Genomic DNA, 20,052 nt, shown 5'->3' with positions numbered 1-20,052 from the left:
GCCGCGCTCATCGGGAGGCCGGCAGCACGTCCCACGCATAGGTCTCCTCGTCGCTGCGGCCGACGCGCAGGCTCACGCGGTCGCGCCGCATCGCCCAGGCGGAGCCCACGGCCGCGATCGGGATCGCGATCCGCTCGGAGGTGTAGATCGCGCCGATCCGCTGCAGCAGCTCCTCGCGCTTCTTGTCGTCCAGCTCGACATTCGCGGCCTGGATGAGGGCGTCCAGCTCAGGGTTGGAGTAGCCGGTCCAGTTGAACGCGCCGAGCCGCTTCTCCCGGTCGTTCGTGTGGGCGTTGGCGGCGTAGTAGTAGTTCGCCTCGCCGGTCAGCGTGCCCCACCCGGCCATGATGTTGGAGAGCTCGCCGCGCGCGCGGGCGGGGAAGATCACCGCGGCGGGCTGGCCGGCCGCCTGCACCTCCAGCCCGATGCGCGCCAGCATCTGGGTGATTCCCGTGCCGACGCCGGCATCGCCGGGCAGGCGGTTGTTGCTGAAGTTCAGCACCATGCGGAAGCCGTTCGGATAGCCGGCCTCGGCCAGAAGCTGGCGGGCGCGCGCCACGTTCGGCGTGGGGATCTGGATATTCGGATTGTAGCCGAAGATGCCGGGCGTCACCATCTGGCTCTGCGGCGTGCCGAGGCCTTCCATCGCCACCTCGGCCAGTGCGCGGCGGTCGATGGCGAGGTCGATCGCCTCACGCACGCGCGGGTCGCGATAGGGGTTCGCCGCCAGGCGCGATCCGTCGCGTGCCGTGACCTGCGGCGTGTTCTCCCGTTGGTCGAGTGCCAGGTTGAACACATAGACTGTCTCGGCCTTCACCACGGAGATGTTGCGGTCGCGCTCCAGCGTCTGCACATCCGCGGCCGGCACGCGGACGATCATGTCCACCTGGCCGGTGCGCAGCTGCGCCACGCGCGCGGCAGGGTTGGACAGCTCGCGCCGGACCACGCGGCCCCAATGCGGGCGGTCGCCCCAGTAGGCGTCGTTGCGCTCCACCGTGAACTGCTCGCGCGGCGTCCAGGAGACGTAGCGGTATGGGCCGGTGCCGATGGTGACCCGGCCGCTGTTGAAGGCCTCGTTGGAGTTCTCCGGCGTCAGGCCGGCTGTGGCCCGCGTCGAGGTGACGAAAAGGCGGATGAAGTCGTTGGGCAGCGTGGGTGCAGGGCCGTCGGTGACGACCTGGATGGTGTGGGGATCCACGATCCGCGTCTCGCGCACGCGGCGAACATAGATGCTGGTCGGGTTGGGACCGGAGAGCGTCTGCATCCGGCGGATGGAGCTCGCCACGTCCTCCGCCGTCATGTCGGAGCCGTCATGGAACTTCACCCCGCGGCGCAGCCTGAACTCCCAGGTGGTGGGGTTCACGATTCGCCAGGATTCCGCCAGCCCGGGCTCGATCTGCAGCCGGTCGCCCGAATGGGTCAGCGTGTCGAAGACATGCTTCAGCGCCTCGGAGTGGGTCCCGGTGGCGGTGTAGTGCGGGTCCATGCTCTCCGGCCCGGCGATGACGCCCATGGTCAGGTTCTGGGCCGCGGCGCCGCCTCCGATCAGGGCAGAGGCTGCGGCGAAGGCGAGCAAGTGTCGGCGCATGGTTCCGTTCTCCCGAGGGCTTTCCGTCATCCCCATGCTAGGTATGGCTTGCGCCCGCTGTCCATGCCCCGATACTCGGGCCAATGCTCGGCTACATCATCCAGCGCCTGCTCCAGGCCGCCCTCGTCATGCTGGCGATGTCGGCGCTGGTCTTCGTCGGCGTCTACGCCATCGGCAACCCGATCGACGTGCTGATCTCGCCCGATGCCACGCAGGACATCCGCGAGGCGGCGATCCGCCACTACGGCCTGGACCTGCCGCTATGGCAGCAGTACCTGGCCTTCCTCGGGCGGTTGCTGCGGGGCGACCTCGGAACCTCTTTCGTGCTGAACATCCCGGTGACGGACCTGGTTTTCAGCCGGCTGCCCGCGACGCTCGAACTGGCGCTGGCCTCGGTGCTGATCGGCGCCTTCATCGGCATCCCGCTTGGCGTCTATGCCGGATACCGGCCGGAAAGCCCGCTGTCGCGCGGGATCATGGCGTTTTCCGTGCTGGGTTTTTCCGTGCCGACCTTCTGGATCGGGCTGATCCTGATCCTGACCTTCGCGGTGAACCTCGATTGGCTGCCCGCCGGCGACCGCGGGCCGACGGTGGAGGTGCTGGGTGTCGGCTGGTCGTTCCTGACCTGGGAAGGGCTGCAATTCCTGCTGCTGCCGGCGCTGAACCTCAGCCTGTTCAAGCTGGCGATGATGATCCGCCTCTCCCGCGCCGGCACGCGGGAGGTGATGCTGTCGGACACGGTGAAGTTCGCCCGCGCGGCGGGGCTTTCGGAACTCACCATCCTGCGCCGGCACGTCCTGCGGCTGATCTCGATTCCGCTGGTCACGGTGTTCGGGCTGGAATTCGGCTCCACGCTCGCGTTCGCCGTGGTGACGGAGACGATCTTTTCCTGGCCGGGCGTGGGCAAGCTGATCATCGATTCGATCACCTCGCTCGATCGGCCGGTGATGGTCGGCTACCTGGTGCTGGTGGCCTTCCTGTTCGTGACGATAAACTTGGTCGTGGACCTGACCTACGCGCTGCTCGATCCGCGACTCCGGCGAGGAGGACGCGCGGCATGAGCCCGGCCCTCTCGGCCTTCTGGCAGGAGTACCGCGAGAACTGGATCGCCGTCGTCGCGCTGGCCGTGGTGGCGATCATCGTCGCGGCGGCGCTGTTCGCGCCCTGGATTGCGCCGCAGGACCCCTACGACCTGGCGAATCTCGAACTGGCGAACGCAAGGCGTCCGCCCGGCTTCGTCGGCTCGGATGGCTATGTGCACTGGCTCGGGACGGATGCGCAGGGCAGGGACCTGTTCTCCGCCATCCTCTACGGGCTGCGCATCTCGCTGCAGATGGGCATCGCGGCGGGCGCGGTCGCGCTGACCATCGGCACGCTGCTCGGCGTGCTGGCCGCGCATGCCGGCGGCAAGGTCGAGGCGGGGATCATGCGCCTGGTGGACCTGCAGCTCTCCTTCCCCGCGATCCTTCTGGCGCTGGTGCTGGTGGCGGTGCTCGGGCAGGGCCGGGTGCCGCTGATCATCGCGCTTGTCACGGCGCAATACGCCTATTTCGCCCGCACGGCCTATGGCGCGGCGACGGCGGAGCGGCAGAAGGACTATGTGGAGGCCGCGCGCGCCACGCCGCTGCCCGGCCGCCGCGTGGTGTTCCGCCACATCCTGCCGAACTGCCTGCCGCCGCTGATCGTGGTCGGCACGGTGCAGGTGGCGAACGCCATCGCGCTGGAGGCGACTCTTTCGTTCCTCGGCCTCGGATTGCCGCCCACCGAACCTTCCCTGGGCATGCTGATCGCCAATGGCTTCCAATACATGATGAGCGGACGGACCTGGATCTCGGTCTATCCAGGCATCGCGCTGATCGTGCTGATCGTCGCCATCAACGTGGTCGGCGATCAGCTGCGTGACCAGTTCAACCCGAGATTGCGGCGATGAGTGCGCTCCTCGAAGTCGCTCAGCTCCGCACGCATTTCCTCACGCGCGCCGGCGTGGTGAAGGCGGTGGAGGGCGTCTCCTTCACGCTGGAACGCGGCGAGATCCTGGGGCTGGTGGGCGAATCGGGATCGGGGAAATCCGTGACGGGATTCTCGCTGATCGGGCTGGTGGACCCGCCGGGCCGCATCGTCTCCGGCTCGATCCGCTTCGACGGGCAGGAACTGGTGGGCCTGGCGCCGGATCGGATGCGTGCGCTGCGTGGGAAGCGCATCGCCATGGTCTTCCAGGATCCGGCGGCGACGCTCAATCCGGTGCTGACGATCGGGGCGCAGATGGCGCTGGCGGTGCAGGCGCATGGCGGCGGCAGCGAGCGCGCGGCGCGCGACCTGGCCGCGCGCACGCTGACCCGCGTCGGCATTCCCGATGCGGCGGCGCGGCTGGATGCCTATCCGCACGAATTCTCCGGGGGCATGCGCCAGCGCGTGGCGATCGCCACCGCCCTGCTGCACGGGCCGGAGCTGATCATCGCGGATGAGCCGACCACGGCGCTGGATGTCTCCATCCAGGCGCAGATCCTGGCGGAGATGAAGCAGCTGGCGAAGCAGTCGGGCACGGCGCTGATCTGGATCAGCCACGACCTGGCGACGGTCTCTTCGCTCGCCGACCGCGTGCTGGTGATGTATGCCGGGCGCATCGTGGAGAGCGGGCCGGTCGCTTCCGTGCTGCGCGCGCCCTTGCATCCCTATACGCGCGGCCTGCTGGACAGCCTGCCGGCCATGGCGCGGCCCGGCGAGAAGCTGAACCAGATTCCGGGCAGCACGCCATCCCTGCTGTCGCTGCCGCCGGGCTGTCCCTTCGCGCCGCGCTGCCCGCGTGCCACCGACATATGCCGCAGCGACCCGCCGGTGGTGACGCAGCCGGGGCGGATGGCGCTGTGCCACCATCCGCTGGAGATGGCGGCCGCATGAGCGCGATCCTGACCGCGGAGCACGTCACGCGCCGCTTCTCGCCCCGCGTCACGCTGGGCGACCGCATCGCCGGCCTGCTGGGTGCGAAGGTGGATCGCCGCGCCGTGCAGGCCGTGACGGATGTGTCGCTGCAGGTGCAACAGGGCGAGACGCTTGGGCTGGTGGGCGAATCGGGCTGCGGCAAGTCCACGCTCGGGCGGATGCTGGCCGGCATCCTGCCGCCGAGCGAAGGCGCGGTGCGGCTTTCCGGCGCCTCGCCGATGCGCGGCAAGCACAAGACGACCACGCGCATCCAGACGGTGTTCCAGGACCCCAACGCCTCGCTCAATCCGCGCATCCGCATCGGCGACACGATCGCGGAAGGGCCGATCTCGCACGGTCTCGTCACGCGCGCGAACGCGCCGGCGATGGTGGCGGAATGGCTTTCCCGCGTAGGCCTCGACCCCGCCTTCGCCACCCGCTTCCCGCACCAGTTCTCCGGCGGGCAGCGGCAGCGCGTGGCCATCGCGCGCGCGCTGGCGATGCAGCCGGAGGTGCTGGTCTGCGACGAGCCCGTGGCCTCGCTGGACGTGTCCATCCAGGCGCAGATCCTCAACCTGTTCCTCGACCTGCGGCAGCAGCTCGGCCTGACCTGCCTGTTCATCTCGCACGACCTGTCCGTCGTGCGGCATGTCAGCGACCGCGTGGCGGTGATGTATCTCGGCCGCATCGTGGAGATGGGCGAGGCGGCGAAGGTCTATGCCGCGCCGCGGCATCCCTACACGCAGGGGCTGCTCGATTCCGTGCCGAAGCTGATGCTGGGCGGCAATGAGGGGCTGAGCTTCAAGCCGATCAGCGGCGAATTGCCCTCGCCGCTCTCGCCGCCGCCGGGCTGCGCCTTCAACCCGCGTTGCCCGAAGGCGACCGAGCTGTGCCGGCGCGAACGCCCGCCGCTGACCGCGCGGGAGGACGGCACGCTGGTCGCGTGCCACCACGCATAGGTCAGGTGTTCCGCCGCGCGAGCGACTGGCCCGCGACATAGCCCCAGGTCATGTAGGGGCCGATCGTCGTGCCGGTGCCGACGCCGCGCGTGCCGATCGGGTTCGCGCTGGACGCGCCGGCAGCGAAGAGGCCGGGGATGACGCTGCCGTCCGGGCGCAGCACCTCCGCATTCTCGTTGGTGCGCGGGCCGCCCTTGGTGCCGAGGATCGAGCGGTTGAAGGGCATGGCCAGGAAGGGTGCCTGCGTGATCGCCTCCAGCCCGCCGCGCCGGCGCTTGTCGCCGGAGGCCGCGGCATCGGCGGCGGAGGGCCGGCCGAACGCCGCATCGCGCCCCGCCGCGCAGGCGGCGTTGTAGCGCGTGACGGTCTGTTCCAGCGCAGCGGGATCGAGGCCGATCGTCGCGGCGAGTTCCGCGATGCTGCCCGCCTGGCGCAGCCAGCCGGGATCGGCACGTGTCGCCCAACGCGCGGGCGGCAGGCGGTCCAGCAGCCGCGCATCGCTGATCACCCAGCAGGGCAGGTGCACCGGTGCGCCGGATGTGTCGCGCGCATCCATCGACTCGCCGATATTGAAGCGCAGCTCGTTCACGAAGCGCGCGGCGTGCCGGTTGACGAGGATTGCGTTCGGCTCGGTGTGGAACGGCACGGGCCGTGCCAGGATGCGGCCCCAGAGGCGCGTGGGGATGGACGGCGTGAGCGTCGCCTGGTCCATCCGGTCCAGCATGGCGCCGGCCGCTTCCGCCATGCGGTGCCCGTCGCCGGTGTTGGAGGGCGGGCTGCCGAGATAGTCCACCGGGCCTGGGAAATGCTCCGCCAGCAGTTCGGGGTCCCATTCGAACCCGCCGGTTGCGATCACCACGCCGCGCCGCGCCGTCACGCGATGCAACGCCCCGCGCTGTTCCACCAGTGCGCCGGTGACCTCGCCGCTTTCCTCCTGCGTCAGCTCCAGGGCGTGCGCGTCCGTCTCGATCCGCACGCCGGCGTCGAGGCATCCGCGCAACAGGCCGGTGACCAGCGCCGTGCCCTTGCCGCGCGTGTTGGTCAGCAGGCGCCACAGCAGCCGTGGCCAGAGTTGCGCCGCGGTGCGGCCGGGATGGTGGTAGAGATCGGTCTCCACCGCCTCGTGATAGGTGAAGAGTTCCGGGATGGTGGACTTCCGGATGCGCAGCGCGAATCGCCCCGCGCGCCAGCGGCTGAGCGGCAAGGGCGAGAGCATGCGGCCGCGCGCCTTGGCGCCGGGCAGGTCGCGCAGCGGATCGCCTTCCGGCGTCAGCGCGAAGCGCAGCGGCGTCTTCCGTTCGACGAAGCGCAGCATCTGCGGCCCGGCTTCCACCAGGCGCTGCCACAGCGCGTCCTCGCGCGCCGCCCAGCCCTCCGGCGCGGCGGCGCGGATATAGGCGAGCGCTTCCTCGGCGCTGTCGGCAATGCCGGCGGCCTCGGCATGGTGGTTGGCGGGAATCCAGGTGCCGGCACCCGACATGGCGCTGGTGCCGCCGAGCCGGTCGGTCTTCTCCAGCACTGTCACGCGGAGCCCCGCCGCGGCGGCGGTCAGCGCGGCGGTCAGACCCGCCGCGCCGGAGCCGAGGACGAGGGCATCCGTCTCATGCTGCATGAAGCAGCCCGTTTCAGAACGCGACCTTGTCCCCGCCCTTGAGGCTCAAGATCTCGCGCGCCTCATCGGGCGTGGCGACCTGCATGCCGAGCCCCTCGATGATCTGCCGCGCGAGGCGCACCTGCTCCGCGTTGCTCTCCGCGAGCTTGCCCGGCCCGGCCCAGAGGCTGTCCTCCAGCCCCACGCGGACGTTGCCGCCCATCGCCGCGGCCGTCGCCGCGACCCGCAACTGCGAGGCGCCGGCGCCGAGCACGGACCAGCGATAGGCGTCGCCGAACAGCCGGTCGGCGGTGCGCTTCATGTGCAGCACGTCCTCCGGGTGGCTGCCGATGCCGCCCTGGATGCCGAAGACCGTCTGGATGAACAGCGGCGGCTTCACCAGGCCGCGGTCGAGAAAATACTTGAGATTGTAGAGGTGCGCCGTGTCGTAGCACTCGAACTCGAAGCGGGTGTCGTTCTCGGCGCAGGTGGTCAGGATGTACTCGATGTCGGCGAAGCTGTTGCGGAAGACGATGTCCTTGTTGGCGAGGTAGTCGGCCTCCCACTGGTGCTTGAACGACTTGAAGCGGTTCAGCATGCCGAACAGGCCGAAATTCATCGAGCCCATGTTCAGCGAGGCGACCTCCGGCTTGAACTGCGCGGCGGGGGCGACGCGCTGCTGGATGGTCATGGTCGGCGCGCCGCCGGTGGTCAGGTTCACCACGCAATCCGAGCGCTGCTTGATGACGCGGAGGAAGGGCTCGAAGGCTTCCGGCGACTGGTCCGGGCGGCCGTCCTTCGGGTCGCGCGCGTGCAGGTGGACGATGGCCGCACCCGCCTCCGCCGCGCCGATCGCGGCATCCGCGATCTCCTGCGCCGTGACGGGTAGGTGCGGCGACATGGAAGGCGTGTGGATCGCGCCGGTGACAGCGCAGGTGATGATGACCTTGCGGTCCAGCTTGCCGGCCATGCGGGCCCCTCCCGAATTTCGCGGGCCGCAGGGTGGCCGGGCCGGGGCTACTCGGCAAGCCGCCTGGCGGCCTCCCGATGCGCGGCGGCATGGGCGCGCTCGTCCAGCGTCAGCAGGCGGCCTTCGCGGACCACGATGCGGCCGTTGATGACGGAGAGCGCGGCGCGGGCCGGCGTGCAGAAGACCAGCGCCGCCACGGGGTCGTGATGCGCGCCGGCATGGTCGAGCGCGCCGAGGTCGAAGGCGACGAGGTCGGCGGCCATGCCCGGCGCCAGCGCGCCGATGTCGTCGCGGCCGAGCACGCGCGCGCCGCCGAGGGTCGCGATCTCCAGCGCCTCCCGCGCGGTCATCGCCGCCGGCCCGTGGCCGACGCGTGCCAGCAGCATCGCCTGCCGCGCCTCGCCGAGCAGATGCCCGGCATCGTTGGAGGCCGATCCGTCCACGCCGAGGCCCACGAGCACGCCGGCCGCGCGCATCGCCGGAATCGGCGCGATGCCGGAAGCGAGCCGCATGTTGGAACAGGGACAATGCGCGACGCCGGTGCCGGTGCGCGCGAAGAGCGCGATGCCGGGCGCATCGAGCTTCACGCAGTGCGCGTGCCACACATCCGGCCCGACCCAGCCGAGCTCTTCCGCGTATTCCGCGGGCGTGCAGCGGAAGCGCTCGCGCGTGAAGTCGATGTCCTTGTCGTTCTCGGCCAGATGCGTGTGCAGGCGCAGGCCGCGCGCACGGGCGAAGTCGGCGGCATCGCGCATCAGCTCCCGCGTGACGGAGAAGGGCGAGCAGGGCGCGATGCCGATGCGGAGCATCGAGCGCGGCGCAGCATCGTGGAACCGCGCCGCCACCCGCTCCATATCGCGCAGGATTTCTTGTTCGTCTTCGACCACGGCATCGGGGGGAAGGCCGCCCTGCGACTGGCCGAGGCTCATCGCGCCGCGCGTGGCGTGGAAGCGCAGGCCGATGGTCGCCGCCGCCTCGATCGTGTCGTCCAGGCGGCAGCCATTCGGGAAGATGTAGTGGTGGTCAGAGGCGGTGGTGCAGCCGGACAGCATCAGCTCGGCCATCGCCGTTGTCGCGGCGATGCGCAGCGCATCGGGCGTCAGGCGCGACCAAACCGGGTAGAGCGCGGAGAGCCAGTCGAACAGCTCCGCATCCTGCGCGGCGGGCAGGGCGCGCGTCAGGCTCTGGAACATGTGGTGATGCGTGTTGACGAGGCCGGGCATCAGCACATGGCCGGTCAGGTCCAGCGTCTCCGCGGCCTTGGGCGGCGGCGTCGCGGCGTCACCGAGCGCGGCGATGGCATCGCCCACCATATGCACCCAGCCGCCGCGCAGCTCCCGCCGCGTGGCGTCCATCGTCACCACCACCTCGGCCTTGCGCAGCAGCAGCCCTGACGCCATCGCGCGACTCCTTCTCTTCGCGCGCTATGCTGCGGCGCGGCGTCCCGCGACCGCAAGCAGGAGGCCCTCCGCCGCGAAGGCGAGCGCGGCTGTCGCCGCGGCGCCCTGCACGACCAGCACCTGGTTCTGGTTCTGCAGCCCGAGGACGATCGGCGTGCCGAGCGTCGTCGCGCCGGCCAGCGCGCCCACTGCGGCGGTGGCGATGCCGAGCACCAGGGCCACGCGCAGGCCGTCCAGCACGACAGGCCAGGCGAGGGGCCATTCCACCTCGGCCAGCACGCGCGCGGGCGGCAGGCCGATGGCGATGGCGGCGGCCCGCGCATCCGGTGGCACCGATTCCAGCCCCGCCACCGTCGCGCGCAGCACCGGCATCAGGCCGTAGAGCAGCAGCGCGAAGGCTGTGGGCCATAGGCCGAAGCCGAAGGCCGGCACCGCCAGCGCCACCACCACGACTGGCGGCACCGCCTGCGCGGCCGCGGCCAGCGCGTCGGCCGCCGGACGCAAGCCTTGCCCGGCGCCCCGCGTCACGGCGATGCCGAGCCCGATGCCGAGCAGCGCCGCCGGCAGCACGCCGGCGAGCGACAGGCCCGCATGGGTCACCGCGAGGCCGATCAGACGATCGGCGGGGAAGGGCTCCGCGGTCGCGCCGAGCGCCTGCGACAGCAGCCGCGCGCCGGCGGGCGCCGCGAGCAGCGCCAGTAGCAGCGCGAGCAGCAGCGGCGGCAGGCCTCTCAACGCCCACCCCGCAGCACGGCGGCGATGGGCAGGCTGCCGGAATGGCCGGCGACGGCAAGGCAGTCGCAGCCGGTCTCCGCCATCACGGAGAGCGCATCGGCCAGGCTGGCCGCGGCCGGAAGCTCGGGCGCGCCAGGCGGCGGCGGCGCGGGCTGCAGCGCCTCGGTCGCGGGCAGCAGCGAGAGCCGCCGCAGCGCAGGCTGCCCGCCGCCGAGAAGATCGCGCGCGAAGCCGTCGCCGCCAGGGCCGATGATCGCCGCCGGCGATCCATCCGCGACGATGCGGCCTTCGCGCAGCACGACCACGTGCGTGCCGAGCTCCAGCGCTTCCTCGGGATCATGCGTGACGAGCAGGATCGTCTTGCGCGTCTCGGCGTGGATGCGCCGCAGCTCAGCGCGCAGGCCGCGCCGCGTGATCGGGTCCACGGCGCCGAAGGGCTCGTCCATCAGCAGGATGTCGGGATCGGCGGCGAGCGCGCGCGCGATGCCGACGCGCTGCGCCTGGCCACCCGACAGCGCGCGGGGAAGCCGATCCGCCAGCGCCGCATCCAGGCCGAGCAGCGCCAGCAACTCCGCGACGCGGCGGGCGATGCGCGTGCCGTCCCAGCCCAGCATGCGCGGCACCGTCGCGATGTTCTGCGCGACGGTGCGGTGCGGAAAGAGGCCCACGGACTGCATCGCATAGCCGATGGAGCGCCGCAGCGCCGGGCCGTCGGCACGGGAAATGTCCTCGCCGCGGACCAACACGCGGCCCGCATGCGGCGTGACCAGGCGGTTCACCAGGCGCAGCAGCGTCGTCTTGCCGGAGCCCGAAGGGCCGACCAGCGCGCAGAGCTCGCCGGGGCGGACCTGCAGGCTGACGTCGTCCAGCGCGGAGGTCGCGCCGAAGCGCACCGTCACCTCCTCGAAGGCGATCACGCCGGCACCGCCAGCCGCGTCTCGGCCATGCGCGCCAGCGCGTCGGCCACCAGCGCGAGCAGCACGATCGGGATGGCGCCGAGCAGCATGAGGTCGGTGGCGAATTGCGCGAGCCCTTCGAAGACCAGCGCGCCGAGCCCGCCGGCGCCCACAAGCCCGCCCAGCGTGACGAGGCCGATCGCCTGAACCAACGCCACACGCAGGCCGGCGGCGAAGACCGGCAGCGCGAGGGGCAGGCGCACCTCGCGCGTGATGCGCGCCTCGCCCATGCCGATGGCTTGCGCAGCCGCGACGGCGGCCGGATCGGCGGCGGCGAGACCGGCGGAGAGGCCGCGCCAAAGCGGCAGCGTGAGATAGGCGGCGGTGGCGATGACGGCCGGCGCCGCCCCGATGGCGGCGAGGCCGAACTCGCGCAGGACGGGCAGCGCATGCAGCAGCGCCGACAGCAGAGGGATGAGCAGCGCGAAGAGCGCGAGGCCCGGCACCACCTGCATGCCCGCAAAGGCCGCGCCGACCGGCCCGGCCAGGCGTGGGCGGCGGAACCCGGCCCAGGCGAGCGGCGCTGCCACGACCAGTGCAAGGATCAGCGCGGATGCGGCGAGCGCGAGGTGGCGCAGCAGCGCGGCCTTCACCGCCTCCGCGCGGTTGCGATACTCGACAGCGAGCGAGAGCCCGTCGAAGGCGCCCGCGGCGGCTGCCGCAGCAAGGGTGGCCAGCATGACGAAGGCGAGCAGCAGGCGATCCCGCAGCGTCGCATCGGCCAGGCGCAGCGCCGCAAGGAGCAGTCCCGAGACGAGCGCCAGCCAGAGCCCGATCCCGAGGCCGGCCCGCGCCGCGGGTGAGAGGTCCTGCAGGCGCTGCGAAGCGGCGAGGCCGGTCAGGACCAGCAGCAGCAGCACCGCCGCCATCGCCGCCGCGGCTGCCGCCAGCGGCGGAACGCGCCGGAGCGCGGCGACGCCAAACAGCAGGCAGGGCGGCAGCACCAGCCAGCCCAGCGCGCTTACCGCCGTCACCGCCTCGCCCGGCAGCAGGCGGTTCGGCGCGATGGCGAGCCAGGGCAGCGGTAGCAGCAGCGCCGCGGCCGCCAGCGCGGCGGCCAGCGCGGGCGCAGCCGTCAACGCAGGACGCCGATCGCCACCAGATGCGCGCGCGCCACGGCCGGCGCGGGCTGGCCCTCCACCGCGATCTTCGCGTTCAGCGCCTGCAGGGTTGCGAGGTCGAGCGAGGCGAAGACCGGCGCCAGCGCGGTGCGGATGGCCGGGTAGCGTTCCAGCACGGCGGCACGCACCACGGGGGCGGGCGCATAGACCGGCTGCGCGTTCTTGTCGTCGCGCATGACCACGAGGCCGAGCGCCGCGATGGCGCCGTCCGTGCCATAGACCATTGCGCTGTTCACGCCCGAAATCTGCTGCGCGGCGGCGCGGATCATCACCGCCGTGTCGCCGCCCGGCAGCACCACGATGCGATCGCGCGGGAAGGTGGCGCCATAGACGCGCTCGAAGGCGGGCAGCGCCGCCGCGCTCTCGACGAATTCGGCCGAGGCGGCGAGGCGCAGCACGCCACGTCCCGCCGCGGCGAAGAAGTCGCTCATCGTGGCGAGCTTCTCGCGCTCGGCGAGGTCCTTGCGCACGGCGATGGCCCAGGTGTTGTTGGCCGGTGCGGGCGGCAGCCAGACCAGCTTGTTCTGCGTGCGGTCGAGCTCGGCGGCGAGCGCATAGCCGCGCTCGGCATCACGCCAGACCGCATCCTCGGCGCGGTTGAAGAAGAAGGCCGCGTTGCCGGTGTATTCGGGATAGAGGTCGATCTCGCCGGCCAGCAGCGCGGTGCGCACGATCCGCGTCGGGCCGAGCGCGAGCCGCGCGGTGGTCGGCACGCCCGCCTGGCCCAGCGCCAACAGGATCAGGTTGCCGAGAAGCGCGCCTTCGGTGTCGATCTTGGAGGAGACGACGACGGGCGCCGAACTGCCCTGCGCGCGCGCGCCGCCGGCCATCATCGCGCCGCCCGCAAGCAGGGCGGCACGCCGGGTCATCGTGAAGCTGGTGGTCGACATCGGCGGTTCCTCCTCGCGCGGCAAGCGGCGAAACGCCGCAACGGAGGCAGATGTTGCCATCGGCCTCCCCTTCCGAGGAGGATGGGGCGGTGGCGCCCGGCGTCAACCGTTCGTGTGGCGTTCCTTCTCGTCGAGCGCGCGCCACAGCGTGAGCGCAAGCTGGCGCGCGGTCGCCGCATCGGCGGCGAGGCGAAGGCGGCTGCCATCGCGGGAAACCAGCTGCAACTCGCCGCCATCATCGCTGGTGAGCAGGGCGGCCACCATCTCGGCCGCCTGGATCGTCCCGGCGGGGCCGGGCGGGATAGGTGTCGTCACGGGTGCCCTCTTGTGCCTTCCGCATGCGCTGTTCGCATGCGGGCAGCTTGCGACGGCGATGTTTGCCCGAACGTAAACCGTTCAGCGGCCGCCGAGGCCGAGCACCTTGCGCAGCCGCGCGAGCATCGCCTGCGCGGGCTCGCCCAACTCCTCCTCCGGCCCAGCGACATCTTCCACCGTGGTGAGCGCGCGGCGGCGCTCGGCCTTGTCGGGAAGCAGCTTCGGCAGGGTCAGCAGCGCCTCCTCCGGGGCCATCTCCACCACCAGCGTCTGCTCGCGGATCAGGGCCTGGCGCGCGGCGGCGGTGAGCTCGGCGAAGGGCGCCTCGCCGGTCAGCACGGCCTGGCTGCGCGCGAGGCGCGAGCGCCGCACGCCGCCGCGCGCGCGCGCCAGCAGGATCATCATGCGCACCACCGCCTCGGCGTAGCTGCCCTCCGCGATGCGGGAGAGCGCGGCGCGCACTTCCGGCGCGTCGGCGAGCGCATCCGCGGTCTCGGCGGCTTCCTCCTCGGCGGTCGCTTCCGAGACGCCGAGCGCGGCGAGCGAACCGTAGACCGCGTGGAAGGCCGCTTCGGTCCAGGCGTCGCGCCAGTCGCGCCAGGCATCGAGCGAGCCCTCCACCCGATCAGCCATGGCGCGCTCGACCTTCAGGAACGGGTTGTCGGCGGCGGCCGGCGCGCGCTGCGCCCGCACGCGCTCCGCCGCGCCGGCGAAGGCCGCCATGAAGGGGTTGAGGTCGGAGACCAGCGTGCGGCGCAGGCGCAGCGGATGCATCTGGCGGCGCAGCTCCGCCGTGCGCTCCGTCGCCAGGTGCCGGATCGCGGGGCCGACGAGAAGGTCGTAGAGCGTCTGGTTGGCGGCCGCGATCTTCGCCACGGCCGGGAAGGCCTCGTTCTCCGCCTCGCCGGAGACGGCGCGGATGTCGGCGATGCTGCGTTCCACCAGCTCCACCTGGTAGCCGGTGTTGGCGCCGCTGCCCGCCGTGTCGGTGATGCGCATCTCATAGAGGCCGGGCGCCACCGCCTCGATCATCTCGAGCGTGTTGGCGATCTCCGTGTGCTCCTTGTTCGCCACCTGGCCGCTGACGAAGATGCCGAGATGGCCGATCTCGTCATGCACGAGATAGACGATGGTCTGGCCGAGCGCCTTGATCTCCTTCTCGTCGCGATAGACGTCGGCGATCCAGCGCAGCGCCTGGCCGGGCGGCGTGATGTTGTCGCCGGCGGAGGCGAAGACGACGATGGGCGACTTGATCGAGCGCATGTTGAAGGTGGCGCCGCCGCGGCTGGACGGGCCCGCGCTGATCTCGCCGCGCGCGAAGCGGTCGCCAATGAACAGGTTCTCGACGATCCAGCGGATCTCGTCGCGGTTCATCAGGAAGTAGCCGCCCCACCAGCGCTCGAACTCCAGGAAGCGGTCGGGCTCGGTGTCGGCCTTCTCGTAGAGGTTCCAGTATTTTTTGAACCAGGTGTTGCCGGGTGACAGCGCCTCGAAGTTCAGCACCAGGTTGGCGCCGTCGAAGCGGCCATTGCCGAGGTCGGCCATCATCGCCGCCGGCCAGGACCCGCCGGCGAGGCCCCCCATGTAGCGCATCGGGTTCTTGCCCTTCTCGCCCGCCCAGTAGGAGAGCGGCGCGCCGTTCAGCACCAGCGGTCCCATCAGCTCCGGGTCGGAGGCGCCAAGCATCATCACCGCCCAACCGCCCTGGCAGTTGCCGATGACGACAGGCTTGGGCGCCTTCGGGTGCAGGTCGTGCACCTTGCGCAGGAAGGCGCGCTCGGCGGCGGTGATGTCGAGGATGGTCTGGCCCGGCTCCGGGTCGCGGAAGAAGATGACGAAATAGACGGGATGGCCGCGGCGCAGCGCAACGCCCACCTGGCTGTCGGACTTGAAGCCGCCGATGCCGGCGCCGTGGCCTGCGCGGGGGTCAATGATGACGAAGGGGCGCATCGCCGGGTCCGTCGCCGGGTAGTTCGCGGGCGGCTTGATGCGGACCAGGGCGTAGTTGCAGCGCCGCGGCAGGGTGCGGCCGTCCAGCATCATCTCCCAGTCGAAGACCAGCACGGGCGGGCAGCCGGCCTTCTCGTGCTCGACGAAGTCGTTGCCGGCGCGGCGCATCGTGTCCCAGAACAGGATGGAGCGCTGCGTCGCGTCCACCGCGTATTCCATCGCCTCCTGCATCATGGTCAGCGGGTTGCGGCCGAACAGGCCGAGCGAGGCGGGTGCCTTGGGCGCCTTGGGGGCCAGGGTCTCGGCCTGGCGCGCGGCGACCTCGGCCAGGCTGCGCATCTGGTCGAAGGCGCGTGACATGGTCTCGGCGCCCCTGGCGAGGAATTCGTGGCCGGGGGTGGGGGGCACGGCGTTCACGGGCTTGCGATCCTGCGGCTGCGGGTCATGTTGCGCTGCAATATAGCGCAGGATTGCTGTCTGACAGCTTACGTCCTGCCCATCTTTTGGGCGGACGGCCCGGGACGCCCCCGGACGGGCGGCCGGGATCAGTCCGCCCCGTCGGCGCTCAGGAAATGCTCGAGCCGCACCACATGCGTGTCGGAGACGAACATCACGCCCGAGCCTTTGGCGAAAAGCGGCTTCAGGCCGGCGGCCACCTTGCGGATCACCGCCTCCGACCCGACCGCCATGAACATCACGATGCTCGCCTGGTCGTTCCAGAGCAGGCGGCCTTCATGGAAGCCGTGATGGCCCTGGCCGGCGACGTCGCGGAACAGCGTCCAGCCGGTGCAGCCGCTGCGTTCCAGCAGCTCGCGCACGAAGGCCTGCTTCTCGCCGGGCAGGATGATCTCGATCTTCTTGAGCGGGTGAAAGGCCAGTTCGTCGGCGGATTCCATGGGGTGCGCTCCGTCAGGCGGCGATCAGGGCAGGGGCGGGGGCGGCCGGCGCTTGCGTCTCGTCGCGCCAGCTGCCGTCCCGGTTGCGGCGCAGGAAGCGCCCGGTCTCGGGGTCGGCGACCAGTAGGGCGACCCAGCCATTGCCGAACAGCGTCTGCAGGATGCGGTGCTTGGCAATCAGTCCTTCCACGCGGGAGAGCGGTGCCTGCACCACCGCCATCAGCCGCAGCGGCTCGTGATAGGCGACGCCGTCGGCGGACTGCACGGATTGCGCGGGCAGGCCGGTCATCAGGTCGCTGGCATTGCCCTGCATCACGCCGAAGCCGCCCACCACGTTGTGCGTCACCTTCGATCCCGCGCCGAACACGCCGTTGTCCACGGTGGAGAAGTAGTACTGCGTGTTGATCCACTGCGCCACGACGAGCGGCGCGGTCAGGATCACCTCGAGCGCCGTGCCCTGCGTATCCGCCTGCCAGTCATAGGAGTGCAGGAAGCAGCGGCCTTCCAGGTCCAGCGCGCGGGTGAAGCCGCGATCGGCGACGATGAAGCCGGCATTCCGCGCCAGCGCCCATTCGGGTCGCGTCTCCGCCCAGTCGGTCGCGCGACGCTCGACATCGGCCAGCGCCCGCGTGGGAGCGCCGCCGGGTAGCCGCGAGAGCCGCTCGGCCGCGGCGGCGGCGCGGGCGGCGGCGAGATCCTGCTGCAGCCTTGCGAGGATCGCGCCATGCGCGGCGGCGCGGTCGGTGTCCCAGAGCGTGACCGTGTCGGTCGTGGTGTCGTGCTCGGCGGCGAGGAACACCGTCTCCACCGGGATCGCGATGCCGCGCGCGGCGAGCGCGCTGCGCACCGCGGGCTCGTTCAGGATCGCCGCCATGATGCGGGCATTCGGCCCGCCGCGGTTGCCGCCGCAGGCGCCGCAATCGAGGCCGGCGGCGAAGGGATTGTTCACCGCCTGGCCGCCATGGCCGCAGAGCACCACGATGGGCGCGAAGCCGGCGGTCAGGCCCATGATGCGCAGCGCGCCCTCGGCCGTCGCCGCCTGCTCGGCGGGGCTGAGGCCCGTCGGTGCCGCGGAGCCGTCGTCGCAGGCCAGCGCGATGCGCGGCGTCGTGCGCGCCGGCGGCGCGACTTTCTCCGCAAGGCCGCCAGCAAGACGGGCGAAGCCGCCCGGCGCGACGGTGCGCGCGACCATCCCGGCGCCGAAGGCCGCGCCCGTCGCCTCCACGAAGCCGAAGGCGCCGGCGAGGCTTTCCTTCATCGCCCGCAGCCCGGCCTTGGCGCGCTTCAGGCGGCCGAGGCCGGTGAGGCGTGCCGCGGCCGCCTGCTCTTCGCCCGGCGCGGCCACCTCGGGCACCGCATGGCGGGGCTGCAGCAGCACGGGGCAGGAGGCATAGGCCGAGGCCTCGCCGAAGGGCTGCACCGCGACGGCGGCGCCGAAGAAGCCGGCGAAGCCCAGCGTCTCCCACGGGCCGCGCCTCTCCAGGTGGCGCCGCAGGACTTCGGAGCGCACGTCGATGCAGAAGACGAGCTGCGCCTCCGGCCGCGGCGCCGGGCCGGGCGCGGTGCCGGCCAGCCGTGCGGCGAGGCCCCGTCGCCAGGTCTCCTCCCAGGCTTCCAGCCAGATCGCGGCGGCGTCCGGCGCCACCTGCGCGGGCGTCGTGGCGGGCGTCTCGTCGAACTGCCGTGCGAGGAACAGCCGCAGCGCGAGCAGGTCGGCGAGCGTCGCCGGCGCGGCTGCGGCCCAGTCATGACCGCGCGCCTGGGCACGCCACTTCACATAGCCGGACCAGCCGGCGAGTGCGACGAGATGGCGCGTGAAGAGTGCGCTGCGCTCTTCCTCCGGCACGTCGGCGACGAGCTCCGCCACGGCGCGGAACGCGTCCTCCGGCAGGGACTCCGCCTCGGCGCCGCGGGGGATCTCGGCATCGTGCCGCGCGAGCGCGCGCACCGCCGGCCAGAGGCCGCGCTCGCGGCCCGGCATGGTCCAGGCGGCCTGGCCTTCGTCGAGGAAGGCGGCGAGCCAGCGGATCAGCGCGCGGTTCACCGCGGAGGGCGCGGCGGGCCGCGTGGCGGCCTCGGGCGCGTCCAGCGCGGCGGGATCGGCGGCGGCGTGATCTCCATGCCGCGCCGCGGCCTCGGCCAGGATGGCGCGGTCGATCCGGCCATCGGCCAGCGCGGCGCGTAACATCGCGGCGGGCGGATAGGCCCGGCCGCCGAACAGGGCGCCGCCGGCGCGTGCTGCGTGCTCGAAGGGCTGGTCCTCCAGGCCCTGCAGCGGGTTGGCAGCGATGAAGCTGCGCAGCGGCCAATAGGGCGTGACGTGGCCGGCCGCGATCTCGATCTGCGCGGACAGGCGTGCGAGCTCAGGCATGGGCGGTCTCCCGGCGATCGGTGATGGCGGCGGCGGCCGGCTGCGAGAGGCCGAGCACGCGGACATAGAGCGCGGCGGAGCGGCGATGCAGCCCGGCCTGCACGGCGATCCAGGCGGCGAGGAAGGCGCCGGCTGCCAGCCAGTGCAGCGCGGTGAGCGGCTGCGGCGCGACGAGGCCCGGCGTGCCGGCCAGCAGCGCCTCCGCCCCGCGGATCAGCGCGCCGTAGAGCACGCCGCCGAGGCCGAGCAGCAGTGGCGCGGCGGCCCAGCGGACCAGCGGTGCGGCAGCGGAAGTGGCGAGGCTGGCCTGCGCGGCGGCAAGTGCGGCGAACAGCACCAGTAGCGCGCCCGTATCCGCGCCGAGCTTGCCGGAGGCGAGCGCGAAGCCGGCGCCGCCGAGCAGCGCAGCGAAAAGTGCCGGCCCGATGGCGGCGGCACCCGGCGTCCCGGTGCTGCCCGGCCGGCGCGCGGCGGCAAGGCCCGACCCGGCGCCGAGGAAGAGGCTCGCCTTGTAGAGACCGTGCAGCACCAGGTGGGTCATCGCCGCGGCATGGAAGCCGAGGCCGCACTGCATCAGCATGAAGCCCATCTGCGCCGTGGTGGAGGCGGCGAGGCCGCGCTTCACGTCGGACTGCACCAGCGCGGCGACCTGGCCGAACAGCGCGCTGGCGGCGCCGGCGGCGAAGACCAGCAGCAGGACCAGCGGCGCGGCCTCGAAGGCGGGGGCGAAGCGGGCGACGAGGATGCCGCCGGCATTGACAAGGCCCGCATGCATGAAGGCCGAGACCGGCGTCGGCGCGGTCATCGAGGAGAGCAGCCAGCGCTGGAAGGGAAACAGCCCGCACTGGATGGCCGCGGCCAGGCCGAGCGCGGCGCAGCCGAGGCCGACCAGCAGCGGGTTGGCCGCGCCGGCGGCGGCGACGATCCCGGCGATGGAGAGGCTGCCGGTCGCGGCGGCCAGCAGCAGGAGCCCCACCACCAGCGCGGCGGCGCCGCGCAGGAACCACAGCCGCGCCAGAGCAGCGGCGGCCTGGGCCTGGGGCCAGGACCGGACATGGCCGATGGCATCCGCCAGCAGCCAGCCCATCGCCACCCAGAGCCCGGCGAAGAGCAGCACCGAATCGGCCGCCAGCAGCAGCAGCACCAGCGCGGTCAGCCCAGAGAGGCGCCGGAAGAAGCTTTCGTACGCCGCATCGCCCTGCATGTGCCGCAAGGCGAAGTGGTGGACCACGGCGCTGACCAGGGTGACCGCGGCGCCCAGGAACAGCGCCAGCGAATCCAGGCGGAAGGGGCCGAAGGCCAGGGGCTCGGCGCCGGCGCGGAACGCCAGCACCAGCAGGAAAAGCCCGAAGGCCGACCACATCGCGGAGGAGAGAAGGCGCGCCATGAAA

At 72.0% G+C, this 20,052-nt stretch carries 17 protein-coding genes; 4 read left to right on the top strand and 13 right to left on the bottom strand.

Going from position 1 to position 20,052, the window contains the following annotated elements; all coding sequences use genetic code 11:
• Positions 1-7 precede the first annotated feature (7 nt).
• Positions 8-1,588 (bottom strand): ABC transporter substrate-binding protein, encoded by a 1,581-nt coding sequence (locus DFH01_RS20910; protein ID WP_109872463.1) that lies wholly within the window; start codon positions 1,586-1,588, stop codon positions 8-10.
• Between the two features lie 83 nt (positions 1,589-1,671).
• Here DFH01_RS20910 and DFH01_RS20905 point away from each other — a divergent pair, with 83 nt between their 5' ends.
• Genes DFH01_RS20905 through DFH01_RS20890 form a run of 4 tightly spaced genes read left to right on the top strand, consistent with a single transcriptional unit; the run spans position 1,672 to position 5,466 of the window.
• Complete coding sequence (locus tag DFH01_RS20905; protein WP_109872462.1) at positions 1,672-2,649, top strand: ABC transporter permease; 978 nt, start codon at positions 1,672-1,674, stop codon at positions 2,647-2,649.
• Positions 2,646-3,518 (top strand): ABC transporter permease, encoded by an 873-nt coding sequence (locus tag DFH01_RS20900; protein WP_109872461.1) that lies wholly within the window; start codon positions 2,646-2,648, stop codon positions 3,516-3,518. The genes DFH01_RS20905 and DFH01_RS20900 overlap by 4 nt, the downstream gene beginning before the upstream one ends.
• Entirely contained in the window at positions 3,515-4,486 is a 972-nt protein-coding gene (locus tag DFH01_RS20895; protein WP_109872460.1) for an ABC transporter ATP-binding protein, read from the top strand. Before DFH01_RS20900 ends, DFH01_RS20895 begins: the two co-directional genes overlap by 4 nt.
• Positions 4,483-5,466 carry an ABC transporter ATP-binding protein gene (locus DFH01_RS20890; RefSeq protein WP_109872459.1) on the top strand — a complete coding sequence of 328 codons (984 nt, stop codon included), beginning with the start codon at positions 4,483-4,485 and terminating at the stop codon, positions 5,464-5,466. The genes DFH01_RS20895 and DFH01_RS20890 overlap by 4 nt, the downstream gene beginning before the upstream one ends.
• Before the next feature lies 1 nt (position 5,467).
• On the opposite strand, the gene DFH01_RS20885 is transcribed toward DFH01_RS20890, so the two are convergent.
• The 12 genes from DFH01_RS20885 to DFH01_RS20835 all read right to left on the bottom strand — a co-directional run bounded on the left by DFH01_RS20885 (position 5,468) and on the right by DFH01_RS20835 (position 20,048).
• Positions 5,468-7,078: an FAD-dependent oxidoreductase gene (locus DFH01_RS20885; RefSeq protein ID WP_109872458.1), complete on the bottom strand. Its 1,611-nt coding sequence runs from the start codon at positions 7,076-7,078 to the stop codon at positions 5,468-5,470.
• Positions 7,079-7,091: 13 nt separating this feature from the next.
• On the bottom strand, positions 7,092-8,027 hold the full coding sequence (gene kce / locus DFH01_RS20880) for a 3,5-dioxohexanoate:acetyl-CoA acetone transferase (protein ID WP_109872457.1): 936 nt from the start codon (positions 8,025-8,027) through the stop codon (positions 7,092-7,094).
• 47 nt (positions 8,028-8,074) lie between these two features.
• Positions 8,075-9,427, bottom strand: a complete 1,353-nt coding sequence (locus DFH01_RS20875; protein ID WP_109872456.1) for an 8-oxoguanine deaminase — start codon at positions 9,425-9,427, stop codon at positions 8,075-8,077.
• Between the two features lie 24 nt (positions 9,428-9,451).
• On the bottom strand, positions 9,452-10,162 hold the full coding sequence (locus tag DFH01_RS20870) for an ABC transporter permease (RefSeq protein ID WP_233256217.1): 711 nt from the start codon (positions 10,160-10,162) through the stop codon (positions 9,452-9,454).
• Positions 10,159-11,079 (bottom strand): ATP-binding cassette domain-containing protein, encoded by a 921-nt coding sequence (locus DFH01_RS20865; protein ID WP_109872455.1) that lies wholly within the window; start codon positions 11,077-11,079, stop codon positions 10,159-10,161. The genes DFH01_RS20870 and DFH01_RS20865 overlap by 4 nt, the downstream gene beginning before the upstream one ends.
• Positions 11,076-12,197, bottom strand: a complete 1,122-nt coding sequence (locus tag DFH01_RS20860; RefSeq protein ID WP_109872454.1) for an ABC transporter permease subunit — start codon at positions 12,195-12,197, stop codon at positions 11,076-11,078. The genes DFH01_RS20865 and DFH01_RS20860 overlap by 4 nt, the downstream gene beginning before the upstream one ends.
• A complete protein-coding gene (osmF, locus tag DFH01_RS20855; RefSeq protein ID WP_199231331.1) occupies positions 12,194-13,129 on the bottom strand; it encodes a glycine betaine ABC transporter substrate-binding protein OsmF in 936 nt (311 codons plus the stop codon). Before osmF ends, DFH01_RS20860 begins: the two co-directional genes overlap by 4 nt.
• A gap of 102 nt (positions 13,130-13,231) precedes the next feature.
• The gene (locus DFH01_RS27895) at positions 13,232-13,444 is read right to left on the bottom strand and encodes a hypothetical protein (RefSeq protein WP_146217111.1); all 213 of its coding nucleotides are present in this window, start codon (positions 13,442-13,444) and stop codon (positions 13,232-13,234) included.
• An 81-nt stretch (positions 13,445-13,525) separates the two neighbouring features.
• Positions 13,526-15,811, bottom strand: coding sequence for a DUF3141 domain-containing protein (locus DFH01_RS20850; protein ID WP_109872453.1), 2,286 nt, complete (start codon positions 15,809-15,811; stop codon positions 13,526-13,528).
• A 128-nt stretch (positions 15,812-15,939) separates the two neighbouring features.
• A complete protein-coding gene (locus DFH01_RS20845; RefSeq protein ID WP_109872452.1) occupies positions 15,940-16,290 on the bottom strand; it encodes a P-II family nitrogen regulator in 351 nt (116 codons plus the stop codon).
• A 13-nt stretch (positions 16,291-16,303) separates the two neighbouring features.
• Entirely contained in the window at positions 16,304-18,661 is a 2,358-nt protein-coding gene (locus tag DFH01_RS20840) for a DUF2309 domain-containing protein (protein WP_158287843.1), read from the bottom strand.
• Positions 18,654-20,048: a proton-conducting transporter transmembrane domain-containing protein gene (locus DFH01_RS20835; RefSeq protein ID WP_109872450.1), complete on the bottom strand. Its 1,395-nt coding sequence runs from the start codon at positions 20,046-20,048 to the stop codon at positions 18,654-18,656. Before DFH01_RS20835 ends, DFH01_RS20840 begins: the two co-directional genes overlap by 8 nt.
• Positions 20,049-20,052 lie beyond the last annotated feature (4 nt).

Origin of the sequence: Falsiroseomonas bella (assembly GCF_003173615.1) — a bacterium.
Classification (GTDB): domain Bacteria; phylum Pseudomonadota; class Alphaproteobacteria; order Acetobacterales; family Acetobacteraceae; genus Falsiroseomonas; species Falsiroseomonas bella.
Note: the sequence above shows the minus strand (reverse complement) of the source record. Positions and strands in the feature narration are given on the sequence as shown.

What these genes read in the sequence shown, in the direction of transcription:
- DFH01_RS20910 (WP_109872463.1), bottom strand. Translation starts at nt 1,588, where the DNA reads ATGCGCCGACACTTGCTCGCCTTCGCCGCAGCCTCTGCCCTGATCGGA.
- DFH01_RS20905 (WP_109872462.1), top strand. Translation starts at nt 1,672, where the DNA reads ATGCTCGGCTACATCATCCAGCGCCTGCTCCAGGCCGCCCTCGTCATG.
- DFH01_RS20900 (WP_109872461.1), top strand. Translation starts at nt 2,646, where the DNA reads ATGAGCCCGGCCCTCTCGGCCTTCTGGCAGGAGTACCGCGAGAACTGG.
- DFH01_RS20895 (WP_109872460.1), top strand. Translation starts at nt 3,515, where the DNA reads ATGAGTGCGCTCCTCGAAGTCGCTCAGCTCCGCACGCATTTCCTCACG.
- DFH01_RS20890 (WP_109872459.1), top strand. Translation starts at nt 4,483, where the DNA reads ATGAGCGCGATCCTGACCGCGGAGCACGTCACGCGCCGCTTCTCGCCC.
- DFH01_RS20885 (WP_109872458.1), bottom strand. Translation starts at nt 7,078, where the DNA reads ATGCAGCATGAGACGGATGCCCTCGTCCTCGGCTCCGGCGCGGCGGGT.
- kce (WP_109872457.1), bottom strand. Translation starts at nt 8,027, where the DNA reads ATGGCCGGCAAGCTGGACCGCAAGGTCATCATCACCTGCGCTGTCACC.
- DFH01_RS20875 (WP_109872456.1), bottom strand. Translation starts at nt 9,427, where the DNA reads ATGGCGTCAGGGCTGCTGCTGCGCAAGGCCGAGGTGGTGGTGACGATG.
- osmF (WP_199231331.1), bottom strand. Translation starts at nt 13,129, where the DNA reads ATGTCGACCACCAGCTTCACGATGACCCGGCGTGCCGCCCTGCTTGCG.
- DFH01_RS20845 (WP_109872452.1), bottom strand. Translation starts at nt 16,290, where the DNA reads ATGGAATCCGCCGACGAACTGGCCTTTCACCCGCTCAAGAAGATCGAG.
- DFH01_RS20840 (WP_158287843.1), bottom strand. Translation starts at nt 18,661, where the DNA reads ATGCCTGAGCTCGCACGCCTGTCCGCGCAGATCGAGATCGCGGCCGGC.
- DFH01_RS20835 (WP_109872450.1), bottom strand. Translation starts at nt 20,048, where the DNA reads ATGGCGCGCCTTCTCTCCTCCGCGATGTGGTCGGCCTTCGGGCTTTTC.